The sequence below is a fragment of the Streptomyces sp. NBC_00459 genome (assembly GCF_036013955.1).
Classification (GTDB): domain Bacteria; phylum Actinomycetota; class Actinomycetes; order Streptomycetales; family Streptomycetaceae; genus Streptomyces.
In genome coordinates, this window is the sequence record NZ_CP107903.1 from 8,342,500 (window position 1) to 8,360,937 (window position 18,438).

The following is an 18,438-nucleotide window of genomic DNA, read 5'->3' on the forward strand; positions in this document are numbered from 1 at the left end:
CTCGCGGTTGCTTGAGTCGGTCGGGGCAAACGCGTGTCGAGACACCGACGGGCGGCGAAAAGTCCTGGTGGCACGGATAAGGCCCTGCTCCGGAGGGAGGCACGGACGGCTCGAACACCGAGGTCGCACGCTACGCACACACACCACTGGAGGGTGTGGGGCGCGGTGTCTCAGGACCTCAGTAGAGCAACGTCCTTCTCCAATTCGACGGCAACAGGACCGCTGCAAGCGTAGGAAGAGGCGTTTCAGGCTGTCAAAGCATTTAACCGGGGGCGGGGGCTGTCACAGGGCGTCGCGCATCAGCTCCGCGAGGTCGCGGTCCAGGTCCGTCTGGAGATGCTCAAGGCCGACGGGCACCAGCTCGGTGGTGGCCGCCAGGAAGTGCCGCAGCTCGCCGGAGCGGACATGCACGACCGCGGTCCCCTCGGGGGCGTGGAACTCCAGCACCGTACGGTCGTAGCCGTACGGCCGCACTCGTACGTCGCCGTGGCCCTGCGGTTCCCGCATGCCGTCGGCGAGGAGTTCACGGGCGAAGGTCCAGCAGACCTCCACGCCCTCCAGCGTGGCCGGCGCGGGGAAGGTCATCCGGACCGCGAACGGGTCGCTCCGGTCGTAGGTGAGCGTTGCGGGAATGCTCGTCATCCGCGGTGCGGCGGCGACGAGACGGGCCTCTACGAGCTGCTCGATGACGGTGGACAACGACTTGCTCCCTTGTGACGGTTGGCCGGACTCCGGGATGGAACGGTCCGCACACTGAGAGAGACGCTGGAATGAGCCAATCAGTGCACCTGAATTTCGAGTGACCTCTGTCACCGAGTTCATTCACTGCTACCTTCGCCCGCCATGAGGATCATGGGGACGCAGCGACAGAACAGGCGTGCGAGTCGGACGAGGCGAATGGCGAGGGCAGGCGCGTACGCGGCGGCACTGGCCGCCGTGGCCGCCGGACTGGCCGCACCCGCGCAGGCGTACGAGGGGACGGGCGCCGCTCCCGGCGCCGGGCATCGGGCGCCGCACTGGGCGCTGAAGGACAGCGGCACCACGGACGTCCGCTTCCGCGGACTGTCCGCCGTCAGCCGGGGCACCGCCTGGCTCGCCGGCACCCAGGGCACCGTCCTGCGCACCACCGACGGCGGAACGAGCTGGCGAAACGTCTCTCCGCCGGGTGCGGCCGAGCTCCAGTTCCGGGACATCGAGGCGTTCGACGCACGGCGCGCCGTGGTCCTGGCCATCGGCGAGGGAGAGTCCTCCCGGGTCTACCGGACCGACGACGGCGGTGAGACCTGGACCGAGTCCTTCCGCAACACCGACGCCAAGGCCTTCTACGACTGCCTCACCTTCTTCGACCGCCGTCACGGCCTCGCGATGAGCGACCCGGTGGACGGCAAGTTCCGCATCCTGTCCACCAGCGACGGCGGACGCTCCTGGACGGTGCTGCCCAGCGCCGGCATGCCTGCCGCGCTGGACGGCGAGGCGGGCTTCGCGGCGAGCGGACAGTGCCTGGTGAGTTCGGGTCCGCGTGACGTGTGGCTGGCCACGGGCGGGGGTGCACGCGCGCGTGTGCTGCACTCCGCCGACCGCGGGCTCACCTGGACGGCCACCGACACACCGATACCGGCGGGCGATCCGGCCCGCGGCGTCTTCGCGCTCGCCTTCCGCGACCGCACGCACGGACTGGCCGTCGGAGGCGACTACCGCGCCGATCAGACATCCCCGCGCGCGGGGGCGGTCACCGCGAACGGCGGTCGCACCTGGACGACGGCCGCCGCGTCCCCGCCCGCCTACCGTTCCGGCGTCGCCTGGCTCCCGTACAGCCGCACGGCGGCGCTCGCGGTCGGCCCGACCGGCACCGACCTCACCACGGACGCGGGCCGCACCTGGAAGACCGTCGACACGGGCTCGTACGACACCGTGGACTGCACCCACGACCTGGGCTGCTGGGCCGCCGGGGAGAAGGGGCGCGTGGCACGGCTCGAATCGTGAGGCCCGGGTACTCGTTCACCGACACCAGCCCGTAAGGACAGCGCGAGCGAAGGAAGTGAACGCCATGCCACGCGGTTCCAGCCCCAAGCGGGAACGCCAGTACGAACACATCAAGGAGAGCGCGCTCGACCGGGGTGAGAGCGAGAAGCGCGCCGAGGAGATCGCCGCGCGGACCGTCAACAAGGAGCGTGCCCGCGCCGGCGAGTCCAGGACCGCCGGCCGTACGTCCACCCAGGACATGTCGTCCGCGAAGCGGGGCGGTCAGCGCTCGCACAAGGGCGCCCAGGGGCCGACGTACGACCAGCTCTACGAGGAGGCCAAGCGGCGCGGTGTGCGCGGCCGCTCGGACATGAACAAGGAGCAGCTGAAGCGGGCGCTGGGCGGCAGGTGACCCGCTGCGCGGGGGCCGTACGCTCGTCGTCACCATGGAGATGACGACGAGCGTACCCATTCCGGCAGACTGGCCCACGACCGAGGAGGACGCCCGCGCGGTCCAGGACGAGCTGCGGCTGCGGGTGGTCCTGGACGAGCCGGGACCGTCGCCCGGGACGGGGCACGTCACGGGCGTCGATGTCGCCTACGACGACGAGCGCGACCTCGTCGTGGCCGCCGCTGTCGTCCTGGACGCGGCGAGCCTCGATGTCGTCGCCGAGGCCACGGCCGCCGGGCGGGTCCCCTTCCCGTACGTGCCCGGCCTGCTCGCGTTCCGCGAGATCCCGGCCGTCCTGGCCGCCCTGGAGGCGCTGCCCGTCCCGCCCGGCGTCGTCGTCTGCGACGGCTACGGACTGGCCCACCCGCGCCGCTTCGGCCTGGCCAGTCACCTCGGTGTCCTCACCGGCCTCCCCACGATCGGCGTCGCGAAGAACCCGTTCACCTTCGGGTACGAGGAGCCGGGCGCCTCGCGCGGCTCGGCGTCCCCGCTCCTGGCCGGCGCGGAGGAGGTCGGCCGCGCCCTGCGCACCCGGGACGCGGTCAAACCGGTGTTCGTCTCGGTCGGCCACCGCACGTCCCTCGACACGGCCTGCGCCCACACCCTGGCGCTCACCCCGGAGTACCGCCTCCCGGAGACGACCCGCCGGGCGGACGCCCTGTGCAGACGGGCACTGAAGGAAGCCACCGCGTGACGAAGGCGACCGTCCGAGACGATCAGGTGATCTTGTGATCGGGTGATCATCTGAGTACATGTTCTGAGTACTTGTACGGATGCCGGCGGCCCCGAGCTGTCGGCAGGCTGTGTCCATGACCACGCACCGAGCCCCGAAGCCCGTCGCCAGCCCCGTCCAGCCCGTCGAGCGGGCCGTCACGGCGGCACTGATCGTCGCCGCACTGGCGGGACTCGCCTGGATCGGCGGCATGATCTACACGGTCACCGGCTGGGCCCAGTAGGCACCTGGGAGCCGTCAGGCGTCCCGGCCGGTCATCTGCGGGCCGCGACCCGGAACGTGATCCCCGCCTTGCGCAGGCGTTCGATCAGCGCGTCGCCCATCGCCACGGCGGTGGTGACCTGCCCGGCCGTCGCCGGGAGATCGTCGAAGGCCAGGGAGAGCGCCGACTCGGCGAACATCTTCGCCGTCTCGTCGTAGCCGGGGTCGCCGCCCGCGACCTCCGTGAACACCCGCTGTCCGCCGCCCTCACCCACGAACCGCACCGAGAACCAGCTCTTCGCCCGCCGCTCCGCGCTCGGCCCGTCCCCGGGCTGCAGCCGCCCCGACAGCCAGCGCCGCGCGGGCGGCAGTTGGGCAGCCGCGACCACCGCACCGGCGGCGGCGACCCCACCCACCGCGAAGGGCAGCCTCTGTACCGCCGCGTAGTGGCGGTAACGGAAATCGGGCCCGTACCGTTCCAGCGCGCGTGCCGAACGCGCGACGACCTGCGGATCGATGGTCGGCAGCGGCAGCGCCCAGGCGTCGACCTCCCTGGCGTACCGGGGTGCGCCCGCGGGGGCGGTCGCCCGGCGCCCCAGCAGCCGCGGCTCATGACGTCGCCGGTCACGTGCCGCGGACAGCATCTGCGGTCCCCGGGAGAACTGGTTGAGCGCCGAGGCGAAGGTGCCGCCCGAGAACATCGCGTCGCTGCGCACGAACCCGTCCACGGTCAGCGGCACTCCCTCGGGCAGTTGCGCGACCGTGAAGTAGGCGCCCAGGTCGTGCGGGACCGAGTCGAATCCGCAGGCGTGCACCAGCCGGGCGCCGGTCTCCCGCGCGCGCGTGTCGTGCCGCACGTACATCAGGTCGACGAACTCGGGCTCACCGCTGAGGTCGAGATAGTCGGTGCCGGCGTCCGCGCAGGCGGCGACCAGTTCCTCGCCGTACGTCAGATAGGGGCCCACCGTCGTGGCCAGCACGCGCGCGTGATCGGCGAGAGCGCGCAGCGAGGCCGGATCGGACACGTCCGCCTCCAGGACTCCGACCTCGGCGGTCCTTCCGGCTCCCACGAGTCGCTCGCGCAACTGTTCCAGCTTGTCCTTGCTGCGGCCGGCGATCGCCCAGCGCAGACCGTCGGGCGCGTGTGCGGCGAGGTACTCGGCGGTGAGCGCGCCGACGAAGCCGGTGGCTCCGAACAGCACGATGTCGTACGGGCGTTCCATCTTGCTGGGCCTGCTCATGACACCCCTCGTTGTGCGTCCCGCGCCGTTGTCGGTGGTCGAGGCTAGCGTGAGGGGGAGTGGCGTCGCGCGGCCGGTCGCTGTCCGGAACGAAGCGGCTTGGCCAAGCGCTTGCTTAATCAACGACCGGTGAAACCTTGTGCGCGGCGGAACGCGTTCCTAGCATCGCTGGTGTCACATCGGTTGTGTCACGGGAGTGGGGGCTCGATGTCAGTGGCGGGGACGGCGGGCAGCGGCCCGCTCGCCGGAGTGCGGGTGGTCGAGCTGGCGGGCATCGGGCCCGCCCCGTTCGCCGCCATGCTCCTCGCCGACCTGGGTGCCGACGTGGTGCGGGTGGACCGGCCCGGGGGCGCCGTACTCGCCGTCGACCCCGAGTACGACGTGACGAACCGCAACAAACGGTCGGTGATCGTCGACCTGAAGGCGGCCGACGGACCCTCCCGCGTCCTCGACCTGGCCGCCCGCGCCGACATCCTGGTCGAGGGCTACCGCCCGGGCGTCGCCGAGCGCCTCGGCATCGGACCCGAGACCTGCCACGCCCGCAACCCGAGGCTCGTCTACGGCCGGATGACGGGCTGGGGCCAGGAGGGCCCGCTCGCCCGCCGCGCCGGACACGACATCGCCTACCTCGCCCCGACCGGCATCCTGGGCCTGATCGGCAGCCCGGACGCCCCACCGCCCGCCCCGGCGAACCTCCTGGGCGACTACGCGGGCGGCTCCCTCTACCTCGTCGTCGGCGTCCTCGCCGCCCTCCACCACGCGCGCGCGACAGGCACCGGCCAGGTCGTGGACGCCGCGATCGTCGACGGCGCCGCCCACCTCGCCACGATGATCCACGGCATGCTCGCGGCGGGCGGCTGGCAGGACCGGCGCGGCGCCAACCTCCTCGACGGCGGCTGTCCGTACTACGGCACGTACGAGACCGCCGACGGCCGGTACATGGCGGTCGGCGCGCTGGAACCGCAGTTCTACGACGAGTTCCTCGACCTGCTCGGCATCCCGGAGCACTCCGGTGCCCGCAAGGACATCACCCGTTGGAACGACCTGCGCGAGGCCGTCACCGCCCGCTTCAGAACCCGTACGAGGGACGAGTGGACGGCCGTCTTCGAGGGTTCCGACGCCTGTGTGGCGCCCGTCCTCTCGCTGCGCGAGGCCCCGCACCACCCGCACCTGGCCGCCCGTGGCACCTTCACCGACCACGGCGGCATCACCCAACCCGCCCCCGCGCCCCGCTTCTCCGTCACCCACACGTCGATCCACAGCGGTCCCGCCCAGCCCGGCGCCGACACGGCGGACGTGGCGCGCGACTGGGACGTGCCCCGACTCCTGCGGGACGGCGGCTGACCGCTGCCCCCTGCCGGCCCGCTTGCCCAACCCACCCCGAAAGGCCCACCAGTGAGCACCGAAGCGTACGTGTACGACGCGATCCGCACCCCGCGCGGGCGTGGCAAGGCGAACGGAGCCCTGCACGGCACCAAGCCCGTCGATCTCGTCGTCGGCCTCATCCACGAGATCAGGAACCGCTTCCCGGACCTCGACCCGGCCGCGATCGACGACATCGTGCTGGGTGTCGTCGGACCGGTCGGCGACCAGGGCTCCGACATCGCGCGGGTCGCCGCGGTCGTCGCCGGGCTGCCGGACACGGTGGCCGGCGTCCAGGAGAACCGCTTCTGTGCGTCGGGCCTGGAGGCCGTCAACATGGCCGCCGCCAAGGTGCGTTCGGGCTGGGAGGACCTCGTTCTCGCGGGCGGCGTCGAGTCGATGTCACGGGTGCCGATGGGCTCGGACGGCGGCGCCTGGTTCAACGACCCGATGACCAACCTCGCCGTCAACTTCGTGCCGCAGGGCATCGGCGCCGACCTCATCGCCACCATCGAGGGCTTCTCGCGGCGCGACGTCGACGAGTACGCGGCCCTGTCCCAGGAGCGGGCGGCGACGGCCTGGAAGGAGGGCCGCTTCGGGCGGTCCCTCGTCCCGGTGAGGGACCGCAACCGCCTGGTCGTCCTCGACCACGACGAACACCTGCGCCCCGGGACCACCGCCGACTCGCTGGCCCGGCTCAAGCCGTCGTTCGCGGACATCGGTGACCTGGGCGGTTTCGACGCCGTGGCGCTCCAGAAGTACCACTGGGTGGAGAAGATCGACCACGTCCACCACGCGGGCAACTCCTCCGGCATCGTGGACGGCGCCTCGCTGGTCGCCATCGGTTCCCGGGAGGTCGGTGAGCGCTACGGGCTGCGTCCGCGCGCGCGGATCGTCTCCGCCGCCGTGTCCGGCTCCGAGCCCACCATCATGCTCACCGGCCCGGCGCCCGCCACCCGCAAGGCGCTCGCCAAGGCCGGGCTGACCATCGACGACATCGACCTCGTCGAGATCAACGAGGCGTTCGCGGCCGTCGTCCTGCGCTTCGCCCGGGACATGGGCCTGTCCCTCGACAGGATCAACGTCAACGGCGGCGCCATCGCGCTCGGCCACCCGCTGGGCGCCACCGGCGCGATGATCCTCGGCACGCTCGTCGACGAACTGGAGCGCCAGGACAAGCGCTACGGCCTGGCCACGCTGTGCGTGGGCGGCGGCATGGGCATCGCGACGATCGTCGAGCGGGTCTGAACTCCCGGCGGATCCAGCCGACTCGGCGCCACCAAAGACTTCTGAAGACTTCTGAGCCTCCACGGAGATCCCCGTCATGACACAGAGCACCACCATCCGCTGGGAACAGGACCGCACCGGTCTCGTCACCCTCGTCCTCGACGACCCGGCCCAGTCCGCGAACACCATGAACCAGGCGTTCCGTGACTCCCTCGCGGTGGTCACCGACCGCCTGGAGGCCGAGAAGGACACGATCCGCGGCATCATCCTGACCTCCGCCAAGAAGACGTTCTTCGCGGGCGGTGACCTGCGCGACCTGATCCGGGTCACCCCCGACACGGCCCAGGAACTGTTCGAGGGCGGCCTCGCCATCAAGCGCGATCTGCGCCGCATCGAGACCCTGGGCAAGCCGGTGGTCGCGGCGATGAACGGCGCGGCCCTGGGCGGCGGTTACGAGCTCGCGCTGGCCTGCCACCACCGGATCGCGCTGGACGCGCCGGGTACGAAGATCGGCTGCCCCGAGGTGACCCTCGGCCTGCTCCCCGGAGGCGGCGGGGTCGTCCGTACGGTTCGTCTGCTGGGCATCGCCGACGCGCTGCTGAAGGTGCTGCTCCAGGGCACCCAGTACAGCCCCCAGCGCGCCCTGAAGAACGGGCTGATCGACGAAGTGGCCGCCACCCAGGACGAGTTGATGGCCAAGGCCCGCGCCTTCATCGACGCCAACCCCGAGTCGCGACAGCCCTGGGACAGGCCCGGCTACCGCATCCCGGGCGGCACCCCGGCCAGCCCCAGGTTCGCGGCGAACCTGCCCGCCTTCCCCGCCAACCTGCGCAAGCAGACCAACGGCGCGCCCTACCCGGCGCCGCGCAGCATCCTCGCGGCGGCCGTCGAGGGCGCCCAGGTCGACTTCGAGACCGCGCAGGTCATCGAGGCCCGCTACTTCGTGGAACTGGCCGCCGGACAGACCTCGAAGAACATGATCCAGGCGTTCTTCTTCGACCTCCAGGCCGTCAACTCGGGCGCCAACCGCCCCAAGGGCGTCGAGCCGCGCCCGGTGCGCAGGGTGGCGGTGCTGGGCGCCGGGATGATGGGCGCGGGCATCGCCTACTCGTGTGCCCGCGCGGGCATCGAGGTGGTGCTGAAGGACGTGTCGCCGGAAGCGGCGGCACGGGGAAAGAACTACTCCGAGAAGCTGTGCGCGAAGGCGGTCTCCCGGGGCCGTACGACCCAGCGGAAGGCGGACGAACTGCTGGCCCGCATCACGCCGACGGGTGACCCGCAGGACGTGGCGGGTTGCGACGCGGTCATCGAGGCGGTCTTCGAGGACCCGGCGCTGAAGCACAAGGTGTTCCAGGAGATCCAGCACATCGTCGCTCCGGACGCACTGCTGTGCTCCAACACCTCCACGCTGCCGATCACGGCCCTCGCCGAGGGAGTCGAACGCCAGTTGGACTTCGTCGGACTGCACTTCTTCTCTCCGGTCGACAAGATGCCGCTCGTCGAGATCATCAAGGGCGAGCGGACGGGCCAGGAGGCGCTGGCGCGCGCCTTCGACCTGGTCCGCCAGATCAGGAAGACCCCGATCGTCGTCAACGACTCGCGCGGCTTCTTCACCTCACGGGTCATCGGGCACTTCATCAACGAGGGCGTGGCGATGGTCGGCGAGGGCATCGAGCCCGCGTCGGTCGAACAGGCGGCCGCGCAGGCCGGTTACCCGGCGAAGGTGCTGTCCCTCATGGACGAACTGACGCTGACGCTGCCGCGGAAGATCCGGGCGGAGTCCAAGCGGGCGGTGGAGGAGGCGGGCGGCACGTGGGTGACGCACCCCGCGGAGGCGGTGATCGACCGGATGGTGGACGAGTTCGGCCGCACCGGGCGGAGCGGGGGCGGAGGTTTCTACGAGTACGGGGAGGACGGCAAGCGGGCCGGGCTGTGGCCGGGACTGCGCGAGCACTTCACGCGCGAGGGCGCGGAGGGTGTGCGGATCCCCTTCGAGGACATGCAGGAACGCATGCTGTTCTCGGAGGCGCTGGACACGGTGAGGCTGCTGGAGGAGGGCGTACTGACCTCGGTCGCCGACGCCAACATCGGCTCGATCTTCGGGATCGGGTTCCCCGGGTGGACGGGGGGTGTCCTGCAGTACATCAACGGCTACGAGGGTGGCCTGCCGGGCTTCGTGGCGCGGGCGCGTGAGCTGGCGGAGCGGTACGGGGAGCGGTTCGCTCCGCCGGCGCTGCTGGTGGAGAAGGCGGCGAAGGGGGAGGGGTTCGGGGACGGCTAGGGTTCGGCCGCCCCCGGTCCTGGGGGCGGCGCCCCCGGACCCCCGCTCCGGCCCTGGACGGGCCCTGTCCTCAGACTCCCCCAGACGGGCTGTGAATGTGCACGGAGTTCGTCGCCGCGATCTCCTTCCAGGACTTCGGCGGCGTCACCGGGGCGACCGACGCCCGTGCCGCCGGAGTCGCCGGCTTCGACGCCTGGAACAGCCAGGTGTCGAACAGCGCCGTCAACGACTCGCCGGACACCTGTTCGGCGTACGCCCGGAAGTCGGCGACGGACGCGTTGCCGTACGCGAACTTCGTGGGCCATCCCTTCAGGATCGCGAAGAAGTCCGTGTCGCCGATCTCGTTGCGCAACGCCTGCAGGGCAAGCGCGCCCCGGTCGTACACGGCCAGGTCGAACTGGTGCTCGGGCCCGGGGTCACCCGGCTTCACGGTCCAGAACGGGTCGTCGGCCGGATGGACTGCGTACACGTAGTCGGCGAGTTCCTGTGCCGTGCCCTCGCCCTCGTGCTCGGACCACAGCCACTGGGCGTAGCGGGCGAAGCCCTCGTTGACCCAGATGTCCTTCCAGCCGGCGACGGACACGGAGTCGCCGTACCACTGGTGGGCCAGCTCGTGGACGACGACGGAGACGTTCGTGCCGTTCGCGAACTGGCGCGGGCTGTAGAAGGGCCGCGTCTGTGTCTCCAGGGCGTACCCCGTGTTCGTGTTCGGGACGTATCCGCCGAGGGAGTTGAAGGGGTAGGGGCCGAAGTACTCAGCCAGCCAGTCCGCGACCTCCCCGGTCCGCTCGACGCTGGCCCGCGCGGCCGCGTAGTTGTCGCCGAGGTCCTTGCTGTAGGCGTTGATCACCGGGATGCCGCTCTCCGTGGTCCCGGTTGTGACATCGAACCGTCCGACCGCGAGAGTGGCGAGATAGGTGGCCTGCGGCTTGTTGGAGCGCCAGTTCCAGCGGGTCCAGCCGAGGCGTGAACTCGTCGACTGGAGGGTGCCGTTGGAGATCGCCTGCGAGCCGTCCGGGACGAGCACGGAGACGTCGTACGTGGCCTTGTCGAGCGGGTGGTCGTTGCTCGGGAACCACCACCAGGCGGACTCGGGCTCGTTGGCGCCGACGCCGCCGTCCGGGGTGCGGTGCCAGCTGGTGAAACCGTACGCCTGCTCGGACGAGGGAACTCCGCTGTACCGCACGACGACGGTGACCGCCGAACCCTTGGACAGCGGAGTACGCGGAGTGATCTCCAGTTCGTGCTCGCCGGAAGTGGCGAAGGCGGCCCGGACGCCGTTGACGCGGACCTCGTCGACGTCCAGCAGGAAGTCCAGGTCGAACCGGGACAGATCCTGGGTCGTGGTCGCGAGGAGGGTCGCCGTGCCCTCCAACTCGTCGGTCGCGGGCTGGTACTTGAGCCGCAGGTCGTAGTGCGAGACGTCGTATCCGCCGTTGCCGTACGTCGGGTAGTAGGGGTCGCCGATGCCCGGCGCCCCAGGGACGTGACTCGCGGCCGATGCCGGGATCGCCAGCAGCAGGGAGGCCGTGAGCGCGCCGGGGGCGATGAGTCTGCGGTGCACGAGAGCTCCAAGTCGTAGAGACAGTCGTAGTCGTGGGGGGAAGGTGAAGTCTGTTCGGAGCCTATTCATTCCCTGTGGCCCCGCACGTGTCCACGGCCACCGGTGTCACACGATCGCCATTCGGCCGCCACACACCGCCCGCCGCACAGGCGCTTCTCAGCCACTTCATGGGTGGTTCGCCCCACCCGTCCCTCAGCTGCCCTCTTCTGCGCGGGAGTTGACCGATGTACCGTCCGCGCATGCCGATACGCACGCGCTCCACGACCTGGCGAACGCTCGCTGCGGCGGCCACCGCCGCCCTCACGGCCGCCCTGCTCACCCCGGCCGTCGCCCACAGCGCCCCGAGGGAGCCACGGGAGAGCAGACCCGTCTACTCCTACGACAACGCGATCCGCGAGGCCGTCTGGGTGGACACCGGACTCGACGGCGACAGTGACGGGAAGACCGACCGCGTCGCCGTGGACATCGTCCGGCCGCGCGAACCCGCCGCGCAGGGCCGCAAGGTACCGGTGATCATGGACGCCAGCCCCTACTACTCCTGCTGCGGCCGCGGCAACGAGAGTCAGCGCAAGACGTACGACGCGAACGGCAACGTTGTCCAGATGCCACTGTTCTACGACAACTACTTCGTGCCACGCGGCTACGCCTTCGTCGGCGTGGATCTGGCCGGCACCAACCGCTCCGACGGCTGCGTCGATGTCGGCGGACGTTCCGACATCCAGTCCGCGAAGGCCGTCGTCGACTGGCTGAACGGCCGCGCCAAGGGCTACACGAGCCGCACGGGCGCCGGGCGGGCCAAGGCGACCTGGACCAATGGCAGAACCGGCATGATCGGAAAGAGCTACGACGGCACGATCGCCAACGGCGTCGCCGCCACCGGGGTCAAGGGCCTGAGGACGATCGTCCCGATCAGCGCCATCTCCTCCTGGTACGACTACTACTTCGCCAAGGGCGCCCCCCTCTACGACTCCGGCCCCGAATGGCTGTCCGACTACGTCGAGAGCCCGGCCGCCCGCGCCAGGTGCGCCGCCGTACAGCAGAAGATCGTCGACGGAGCCCCGCGTACCGGCGACCGGACCCGATTCTGGACCGAGCGCGACTACGCGAAGGACGCCCGGAAGGTCAGGGCCAGCGTCTTCGTCATCCACGGTCAGCAGGACCTCAACGTCCGCCCCAAGCACTTCGGCCAGTGGTGGGACGCCCTCGCGAAGCACGGCGTCGAGCGCAAGATCTGGCTCTCCCAGACCGGCCACGTCGACCCCTTCGACTTCCGCCGCGCCGCCTGGGTCGACACCCTGCACCGCTGGTTCGACCACGAACTCCTCGGCTACGACAACGGCATCGACGACGAGCCCATGGCCGACATCGAACGTCACCCCGACCAGTGGGCCACGTCGGCCGTCTGGCCGCCCCGCACCACGCACATCGTGAGCCTGCGCCCCGGCACCGGTGAACAGCCCGGCGTCGGAACCCTGGGTCTGCGCAAGCAGTCCGGCACGGCGAAGTTCACCGACGACCCGACCCTGAGCGAGACCGACTGGTCGGCCCAGATCGACAGCCCCACGCCCGGCAAGGCCGGCTTCATCACCAAGCCGCTCACCAAGGACCTGCGCGTCTCCGGCTCGTCCACCGTGACCGTGACGGCCACCCCGAGCACCTCGACGGCCCACCTGACCGCCGTCCTCGTCGACCTGGGCCCCGACACCATCCGGGACTACGCCGACGGCGCCGAGGGCATCACCACGCTCACCGACCGCACCTGCTGGGGCCCGAGCACCACCGGCGACAGTTCCTGCTTCCGCTCGACACAGGCGAAGACGACGCCTGTCGACTACACGATCTTCAGCCGGGGCTGGGCCGACCTGGGCAATCACGCCTCGGCCACGAAGGGCGTCCCGCTCACCCCGGGCAAGCCCTACGCGATCACCCTGGACCTGCACGCGAGCGACCACGTCATCCCGGCGGGCCACCGCCTCGCCCTGATCGTCGCGGGCACGGACAAGGACCTCATCGACCCTCCGTCGACCACCCCGACCGTGACACTCGACCTGTCCCGTACGACGGCCAGGGTCCCCCTCGTCGGCGGCGCGGGCGCGTTCGCGCGGGCCACGGCGGGCGGCGCCGCGGCCACGCCGAGCCCGTCCCTGCTCGACGGCGTCCGCGACCCGCGCGCCGCCCACCGCATTCCGGGAGCCGTATGAATCCGCGCCTGGCCGCGGTGATCGCCGCCGCCCTCGCCGCACCCCTGCTGTCGGCGCCCGCCCACGCGGCCGAGGACCGAAGCCGGCCCCCACGCACCGGATTCGAGCAGACGAACGGAGCCCGCTGGACCAGCCAACCCGAGGAGCAGGACTTCCTCGCCGCCGTCGACCGGGCGAGCGCCCGCGTGACGCTCACCCGCATCGGCACCACCAGCCAGAACCGTCCCCTGCAACTCGTACGCATCGGCGAGCGCCACCCCACCACCCGCACCGTGCTGCTCATCTGCAGCCAGCACGGCGACGAGCCGTCCGGCCGTGAGGCCTGTCTCACGACCATCCGCGACCTGGCGTACGCGAAGGACGCGCGGACGAAGGCGTTCCTGTCGCGCACCACCCTGCTCGTCGTCCCCACCGCCAACCCCGACGGACGGGCCGCCGACACCCGGGGCAACAGCGACGGCGTCGACATCAACCGCGACCACCTGGCCCTGCGGACGGCGGAGGCGCGGGCGATGGCGGCGGTCCTCCGCGACCGCAGGCCCGACGTCGTCTACGACCTGCACGAGTACGGAGCCACACCGCTCTACTACGACAAGGACCTGTTCGACCTCTGGCCGCGCAACCTCAACACCGACGCGGCAGTGCACACCGAGGCACAGACCCTGTCCCAGACGTATGTACGACCGGCCGCCCGGAGCGCCGGGTTCACGACCGGCACGTACGGCATCTGGACCGACCCCGTCACCGGTGACCCGATCCGGCAGGTCGCCGGGGACGGCCAGGAACGCATCCTGCGGAACATGTCCGGCGTGAAGCACGCGGTCGGACTGCTGATCGAGAGCCGTGTCGAGCCGTCGACGGAGGGGACACCGGAGCCGGACAACAACCGACGCCGGGTGGACTCCCAACTCGCGGCTCTGAAGGGGCTGTTCACCTTTGCCGGAGAGCGCGGCAGACAGCTCGACGCCGCCACCGGCGCCGCCCGGCTGGCCGGCTATCGGGACATCGGCCCGGTCTACCTCGGCGGCGCCGACAACGACCCGGCCGAACCAGCCGAGGTGATCGAGGACCCGGCGTGCGGCTACCGGCTCACCGGGGACCAGTACGAGGAGGTGGCAGACGAACTGGCGTTGCACGGAGTGCGGGTACGTCCGGACGGCAACGGGGCCGGAGCCCATGTCCCGCTGCGCCAGTCGCTGCGCGCCCTCGTACCACTGCTCCTCGACGAGCGGGCGCCGTACCACCTGACGGAGGGCGAGCCGGACACCGACTGCTGAACGGGCCGGTGCCGTTGGAACACGGGTGCGCACCCGCGCCCCTTTTAGGGGCGCGGGGCTGTGTCCGATGTGCGGCTCCGCCGCGCGGGCGCGACCAGCCCCCACCGGCCCGCGGTGAACGAACCGCGTACGCTCAGCGACCGTCATCCCCGGCAAGCCGCGCAGCGACTTGCGCGCATCCCCACGCGACCGTGACCCCCGCACCGCCGTGGCCGTAGTTGTGCACCAACACCTGCCCGCCGGGCAGGAGTTCACGGTCCAGCCGGACCGCGTCGCGGGTGGGCCGCAGCCCGGTCCGGTGGCCGAGCACCCGCGCCCCGGCGATCTCCGGCCGTACCGCCGCACAGCGCCGTACGATCTCCTCCGCCACCGCCGGATCGGGTACGAGCGACCACTCGTCCTCCTCGGCCGTACCGCCCAGGATCAGGCCGCCGGGCTGCGGAAAGAAGTACGTGGTCTTCGCGTCGCCGTGGCCCGCCGCCGTGAACCATGTCGTGATCCCGGGGTTCTCCACGACGACCAGCTGCCCCCGCACGGGACGCACCGCCGGATCGGGCACGAGCTCGCGCGCGCCGATCCCCGTGCAGTTGACGACGACATCCGCAGCGCCGACCTCGGCGGCCTCGGCGAGATCCTCGACGGACCGTTCCTCCACCACTCCGTCCGCCGCGAGGAACCGTTCCCGCAGCCACCCCAGATGCACCGGCATGTCGATCAAGGGCAGCCGCGCCCGAAGTCCTTCAGCCGTCTCCCGCAGGTCGGGTACCCGAGCCGCCCACGGCCCCAGCGCGTCCAGCCGCAGCCCGGCCTGTACACCCTCGACCATGCGTACGCCCGTCTCCCCGGGCCGCTGTGCCGACTCCGCGTAGACGGACAGCGACGCGAGCGCCCACTCCCCGGCGAGCGCCTCCGGCTCGATCCGGTACGGCCACCACAGCGCGCCCGCAACTGCCGAGGTGGTCCGCTCGGCGGGCTCCCGCGTCCACACCCGGACCCGGCGCCCGTGCTCGGCCAGAACCACCGCCGTCGTCAGCCCGATGACCCCGCTGCCGACCACGATCACTTCACCGTTCCGCCGCTTCTCCACCGGGGGACCGTAGCGGAATATGTCATGCCGTGCTCAGATCGGTCCCGGTCTGGGGATACTCACATCATGTCTGCCGAGTACGCGACCTTCGGCCTGGCACCGGCGATGCGGGCCGGTGGAGTCCTCGCCAACGGTGACTACCAGGTCCACCGGGACTTCCTCGACTTCATCGTCGACGGACGTCCCCTCCTCTACCAGCTGTCCGACCTCGACGCGGTCTCCCCGCTCGCCTCCGACGTCCCGCCCGCGATCTTCACGGCCCAGGTCCGCGGCCTCCTCCTGGAGGCCGACGCACCCCTGGCCGGCGGCCGGTACATCATCTACGGCTGTCCCGAGTGCGCCGACCTGGCGTGCGGTGCGGTGACGGCGGCCATCGCGAAGGACGGCGACGACTATGTGTGGCGCGACTTCGCCTGGCAGACGGACACCCACGTCGACCTGGAGCTCAACGGCTACCACGGCATCGGGCCCTTCCGCTTCCCCGGCGCCGAGTACCGGGAAGCACTCGGCTCCCTCCTCGACACCGCGGAGGCCGCCGAGGCGGCGCACTCCGCCGAGTCCGGTGCCGCCCGCCGACGGGTCCTGCTGATCGGCGCCCGGGTAGCCGTCCTCGCCAAGCTCGCCGCCGCCCTGCGCATCATCGGCATCGGCGCGGACATCACCAGGGACGCCACGGACGTCCCCGCCGACGAGCTGCGCGGCTACGGCGCCGTCGCCTTCGGCCGCGCGATCGACGAGGAGGAACGCGCCGCCGTACGCCGTTCCTTCGACCACGCGGGCGTCGAGGTGGCGTACGTCGACGGTCTCGCCCCGATCATCCCGCTCCTCGTCGCCCAGATCGAACACGCCCTGGACCGCAGCCCGTTGGAGCAGCGCCGGCTCGTCCGCCTGGTCGCCGCCGACGGCGAGGCGGGTATAGAGGTCACCTCCACCTGCCGCGTCCACCTCACCGCCTACCGTCTGGACCGCCTCTACCGCACCCACACGCTCGATGTCTTCGACGGCATCCTCGAACCCGGCCGGCACCGCATCCCCCTGGAGCCGAAGGCGGTGAAAGGGGAGTCGTTCATCGTGGCACGTTCGTCGGGAACCGTGCTGGTGGAGCCGATGGCCCGCTGAAAAACGGGACACGAGGCCCCGTCGGCGGCGGCTAGGATCGGCCTCCTGATGACTGCCACCCTCGTCGCCAAGAACCTCGCCGCCGGCCACGGCGACCGCTCGCTCTTCTCCGGGCTCGACCTCGTCGTCGCGCCCGGGGACGTGATCGGGCTCGTCGGTGCCAACGGCGCGGGCAAGTCCACGCTGCTCAGGATGCTGGCCGGGCTGCTCCCGCCCGAGCAGGGCGAACTGCGTCTGTCCCCGCCGAGCGCGAGCGTCGGCCATCTCCCGCAGGAGCCGGAGCGCCGGGAGGGCGAGACCGTCCGCGACTTCCTCGCCCGCCGCACGGGCGTGGCGGAGGCCCAGCGGGTGATGGACGAGGCGACACAGGCGCTGGTGGACGGCTCCCCGGGCGCGGACGACGCGTACTCGGTGAGCCTGGAGCGCTGGCTCGACCTCGGTGGCGCCGACCTCGACGAACGGGCGGAGGAGGTCGCCGGCTCCCTGGCCCTGACCGTGGACCTGGACCAGCCGATGACATCCCTGTCGGGCGGCCAGGCGGCAAGGGCGGGCCTCGCCTCCCTGCTCCTCTCCCGCTACGACGTCTTCCTCCTCGACGAGCCGACGAACGACCTGGACCTCGACGGCCTCGAACGCCTGGAGCGCTTCGTCAAGGGCCTGCGCGCCGGCACGCTCGTCGTCAGCCACGACCGCGAGTTCCTCACCCGCACGGTCACCAAGGTCCTCGAACTCGACCTCGCCCAGCAGCAGATCAAGCTGTACGGCGGCGGCTACGAGGCCTATCTGGAGGAGCGGGACGTCGCCCGCAGGCACGCCCGCGACGACTTCGACGAGTACGCCGACAAACGGTCCGCGCTCCAGGACCGGGCCCAGATGCAGCGCGGCTGGATGGACAAGGGCGTCAAGAACGCCCGGCGCAAGGCGAACAACGACAACGACAAGATCGGCCGCAAGTTCCGCAGCGAGGCCAGCGAGAAGCAGGCCGCGAAGGCCCGCCAGACGCAGCGCATGATCGAACGCCTGGACGTGGTCGAGGAGCCGCGCAAGGAGTGGGAACTGCGTATGGAGATCGCGGCGGCCCCGCGCTCCGGCTCGGTGGTCGCGACCCTGCGGGACGCGGAGGTACGCCGCCCGGGCTTCACGCTCGGCCCGGTGACCGTGCAGATCGACTGGGCCGACCGGATCGCGGTCACGGGCGCGAACGGCGCCGGCAAGTCGACCCTGCTGGGTGCCCTGCTGGGCCGGGTCCCGCTGGACGCGGGCCACGCCACGCTCGGCTCGGGTGTGGTCGTCGGCGAGGTGGACCAGGCCCGCAAGCTCTTCCTCGGCCCCGAGTCGCTGCTGGACGCGTTCTGCGAGGCGGTCCCCGACACGGAACCGGCTGAGGTCCGCACGCTCCTGGCCAAGTTCGGCCTGAAGGCGGAACACGTCCTACGCCCGGCGGCGACCCTGTCCCCGGGTGAACGCACCAGGTCGGCCCTGGCGCTGCTCCAGGGCCGGGGCGTGAACCTCCTGGTCCTGGACGAGCCGACCAACCACCTCGACCTCCCGGCCATCGAACAGCTGGAACAGGCCCTCGACTCCTACGAGGGCACCCTGCTCCTGGTGACCCACGACCGGAGAATGCTGGACGCGGTCCAGGTGACCCGCCGCTTCGAGGTGGCGGACGGCAAGGTGTCGGAGCTCGCGTAGCTGCCGACCGCGTGCCGGTGGGGGCTGGTCGCGCAGTTCC

At 71.3% G+C, this 18,438-nt stretch carries 15 protein-coding genes; 11 read left to right on the plus strand and 4 right to left on the minus strand.

The window, feature by feature from the left end; all coding sequences use genetic code 11:
• Window positions 1–282: 282 nt before the first annotated feature.
• On the minus strand, window positions 283–699 hold the full coding sequence (locus OHN74_RS36775) for an SsgA family sporulation/cell division regulator (protein ID WP_327698887.1): 417 nt from the start codon (window positions 697–699) through the stop codon (window positions 283–285).
• Between the two features lie 198 nt (window positions 700–897).
• On the opposite strand from OHN74_RS36775, the gene OHN74_RS36780 reads away from it, so the two are divergent.
• The 4 genes from OHN74_RS36780 to mmpA all read left to right on the plus strand — a co-directional run bounded on the left by OHN74_RS36780 (window position 898) and on the right by mmpA (window position 3,369).
• Window positions 898–1,983 (plus strand): WD40/YVTN/BNR-like repeat-containing protein, encoded by a 1,086-nt coding sequence (locus tag OHN74_RS36780; protein ID WP_327698888.1) that lies wholly within the window; start codon window positions 898–900, stop codon window positions 1,981–1,983.
• A gap of 64 nt (window positions 1,984–2,047) precedes the next feature.
• Complete coding sequence (locus OHN74_RS36785; protein WP_327698889.1) at window positions 2,048–2,374, plus strand: plasmid stabilization protein; 327 nt, start codon at window positions 2,048–2,050, stop codon at window positions 2,372–2,374.
• 34 nt (window positions 2,375–2,408) lie between these two features.
• Window positions 2,409–3,107 (plus strand): endonuclease V, encoded by a 699-nt coding sequence (locus OHN74_RS36790; RefSeq protein WP_327698890.1) that lies wholly within the window; start codon window positions 2,409–2,411, stop codon window positions 3,105–3,107.
• A 115-nt stretch (window positions 3,108–3,222) separates the two neighbouring features.
• Window positions 3,223–3,369: a morphogenic membrane protein MmpA gene (mmpA, locus tag OHN74_RS36795; protein ID WP_327698891.1), complete on the plus strand. Its 147-nt coding sequence runs from the start codon at window positions 3,223–3,225 to the stop codon at window positions 3,367–3,369.
• Window positions 3,370–3,400: 31 nt separating this feature from the next.
• Here the strand turns inward: mmpA and OHN74_RS36800 are convergent, their stop codons facing one another.
• Complete coding sequence (locus OHN74_RS36800) at window positions 3,401–4,588, minus strand: saccharopine dehydrogenase family protein (RefSeq protein WP_327698892.1); 1,188 nt, start codon at window positions 4,586–4,588, stop codon at window positions 3,401–3,403.
• A gap of 207 nt (window positions 4,589–4,795) precedes the next feature.
• Between OHN74_RS36800 and OHN74_RS36805 the strand changes: the two genes are divergently transcribed.
• The 3 genes from OHN74_RS36805 to OHN74_RS36815 all read left to right on the plus strand — a co-directional run bounded on the left by OHN74_RS36805 (window position 4,796) and on the right by OHN74_RS36815 (window position 9,458).
• Window positions 4,796–5,932, plus strand: a complete 1,137-nt coding sequence (locus tag OHN74_RS36805; RefSeq protein WP_327698893.1) for a CaiB/BaiF CoA transferase family protein — start codon at window positions 4,796–4,798, stop codon at window positions 5,930–5,932.
• A gap of 51 nt (window positions 5,933–5,983) precedes the next feature.
• Entirely contained in the window at window positions 5,984–7,198 is a 1,215-nt protein-coding gene (locus OHN74_RS36810) for an acetyl-CoA C-acetyltransferase (RefSeq protein ID WP_327698894.1), read from the plus strand.
• A gap of 76 nt (window positions 7,199–7,274) precedes the next feature.
• Window positions 7,275–9,458 (plus strand): 3-hydroxyacyl-CoA dehydrogenase NAD-binding domain-containing protein, encoded by a 2,184-nt coding sequence (locus OHN74_RS36815; protein WP_327698895.1) that lies wholly within the window; start codon window positions 7,275–7,277, stop codon window positions 9,456–9,458.
• A gap of 70 nt (window positions 9,459–9,528) precedes the next feature.
• Here the strand turns inward: OHN74_RS36815 and OHN74_RS36820 are convergent, their stop codons facing one another.
• Window positions 9,529–11,022 (minus strand): M1 family metallopeptidase, encoded by a 1,494-nt coding sequence (locus OHN74_RS36820; RefSeq protein ID WP_327698896.1) that lies wholly within the window; start codon window positions 11,020–11,022, stop codon window positions 9,529–9,531.
• A gap of 239 nt (window positions 11,023–11,261) precedes the next feature.
• Between OHN74_RS36820 and OHN74_RS36825 the strand changes: the two genes are divergently transcribed.
• The gene (locus OHN74_RS36825) at window positions 11,262–13,223 is read left to right on the plus strand and encodes a Xaa-Pro dipeptidyl-peptidase (protein ID WP_327698897.1); all 1,962 of its coding nucleotides are present in this window, start codon (window positions 11,262–11,264) and stop codon (window positions 13,221–13,223) included.
• Window positions 13,220–14,500, plus strand: a complete 1,281-nt coding sequence (locus OHN74_RS36830; RefSeq protein ID WP_327698898.1) for a M14 family metallopeptidase — start codon at window positions 13,220–13,222, stop codon at window positions 14,498–14,500. The genes OHN74_RS36825 and OHN74_RS36830 overlap by 4 nt, the downstream gene beginning before the upstream one ends.
• A 133-nt stretch (window positions 14,501–14,633) precedes the next feature.
• On the opposite strand, the gene OHN74_RS36835 is transcribed toward OHN74_RS36830, so the two are convergent.
• On the minus strand, window positions 14,634–15,563 hold the full coding sequence (locus tag OHN74_RS36835; protein WP_327700396.1) for an FAD-dependent oxidoreductase: 930 nt from the start codon (window positions 15,561–15,563) through the stop codon (window positions 14,634–14,636).
• Window positions 15,564–15,653: 90 nt separating this feature from the next.
• On the opposite strand from OHN74_RS36835, the gene OHN74_RS36840 reads away from it, so the two are divergent.
• On the plus strand, window positions 15,654–16,706 hold the full coding sequence (locus OHN74_RS36840) for an oxidoreductase (RefSeq protein WP_327698899.1): 1,053 nt from the start codon (window positions 15,654–15,656) through the stop codon (window positions 16,704–16,706).
• A 48-nt stretch (window positions 16,707–16,754) separates the two neighbouring features.
• A complete protein-coding gene (locus OHN74_RS36845; protein WP_327698900.1) occupies window positions 16,755–18,398 on the plus strand; it encodes an ABC-F family ATP-binding cassette domain-containing protein in 1,644 nt (547 codons plus the stop codon).
• Window positions 18,399–18,438: the final 40 nt, after the last annotated feature.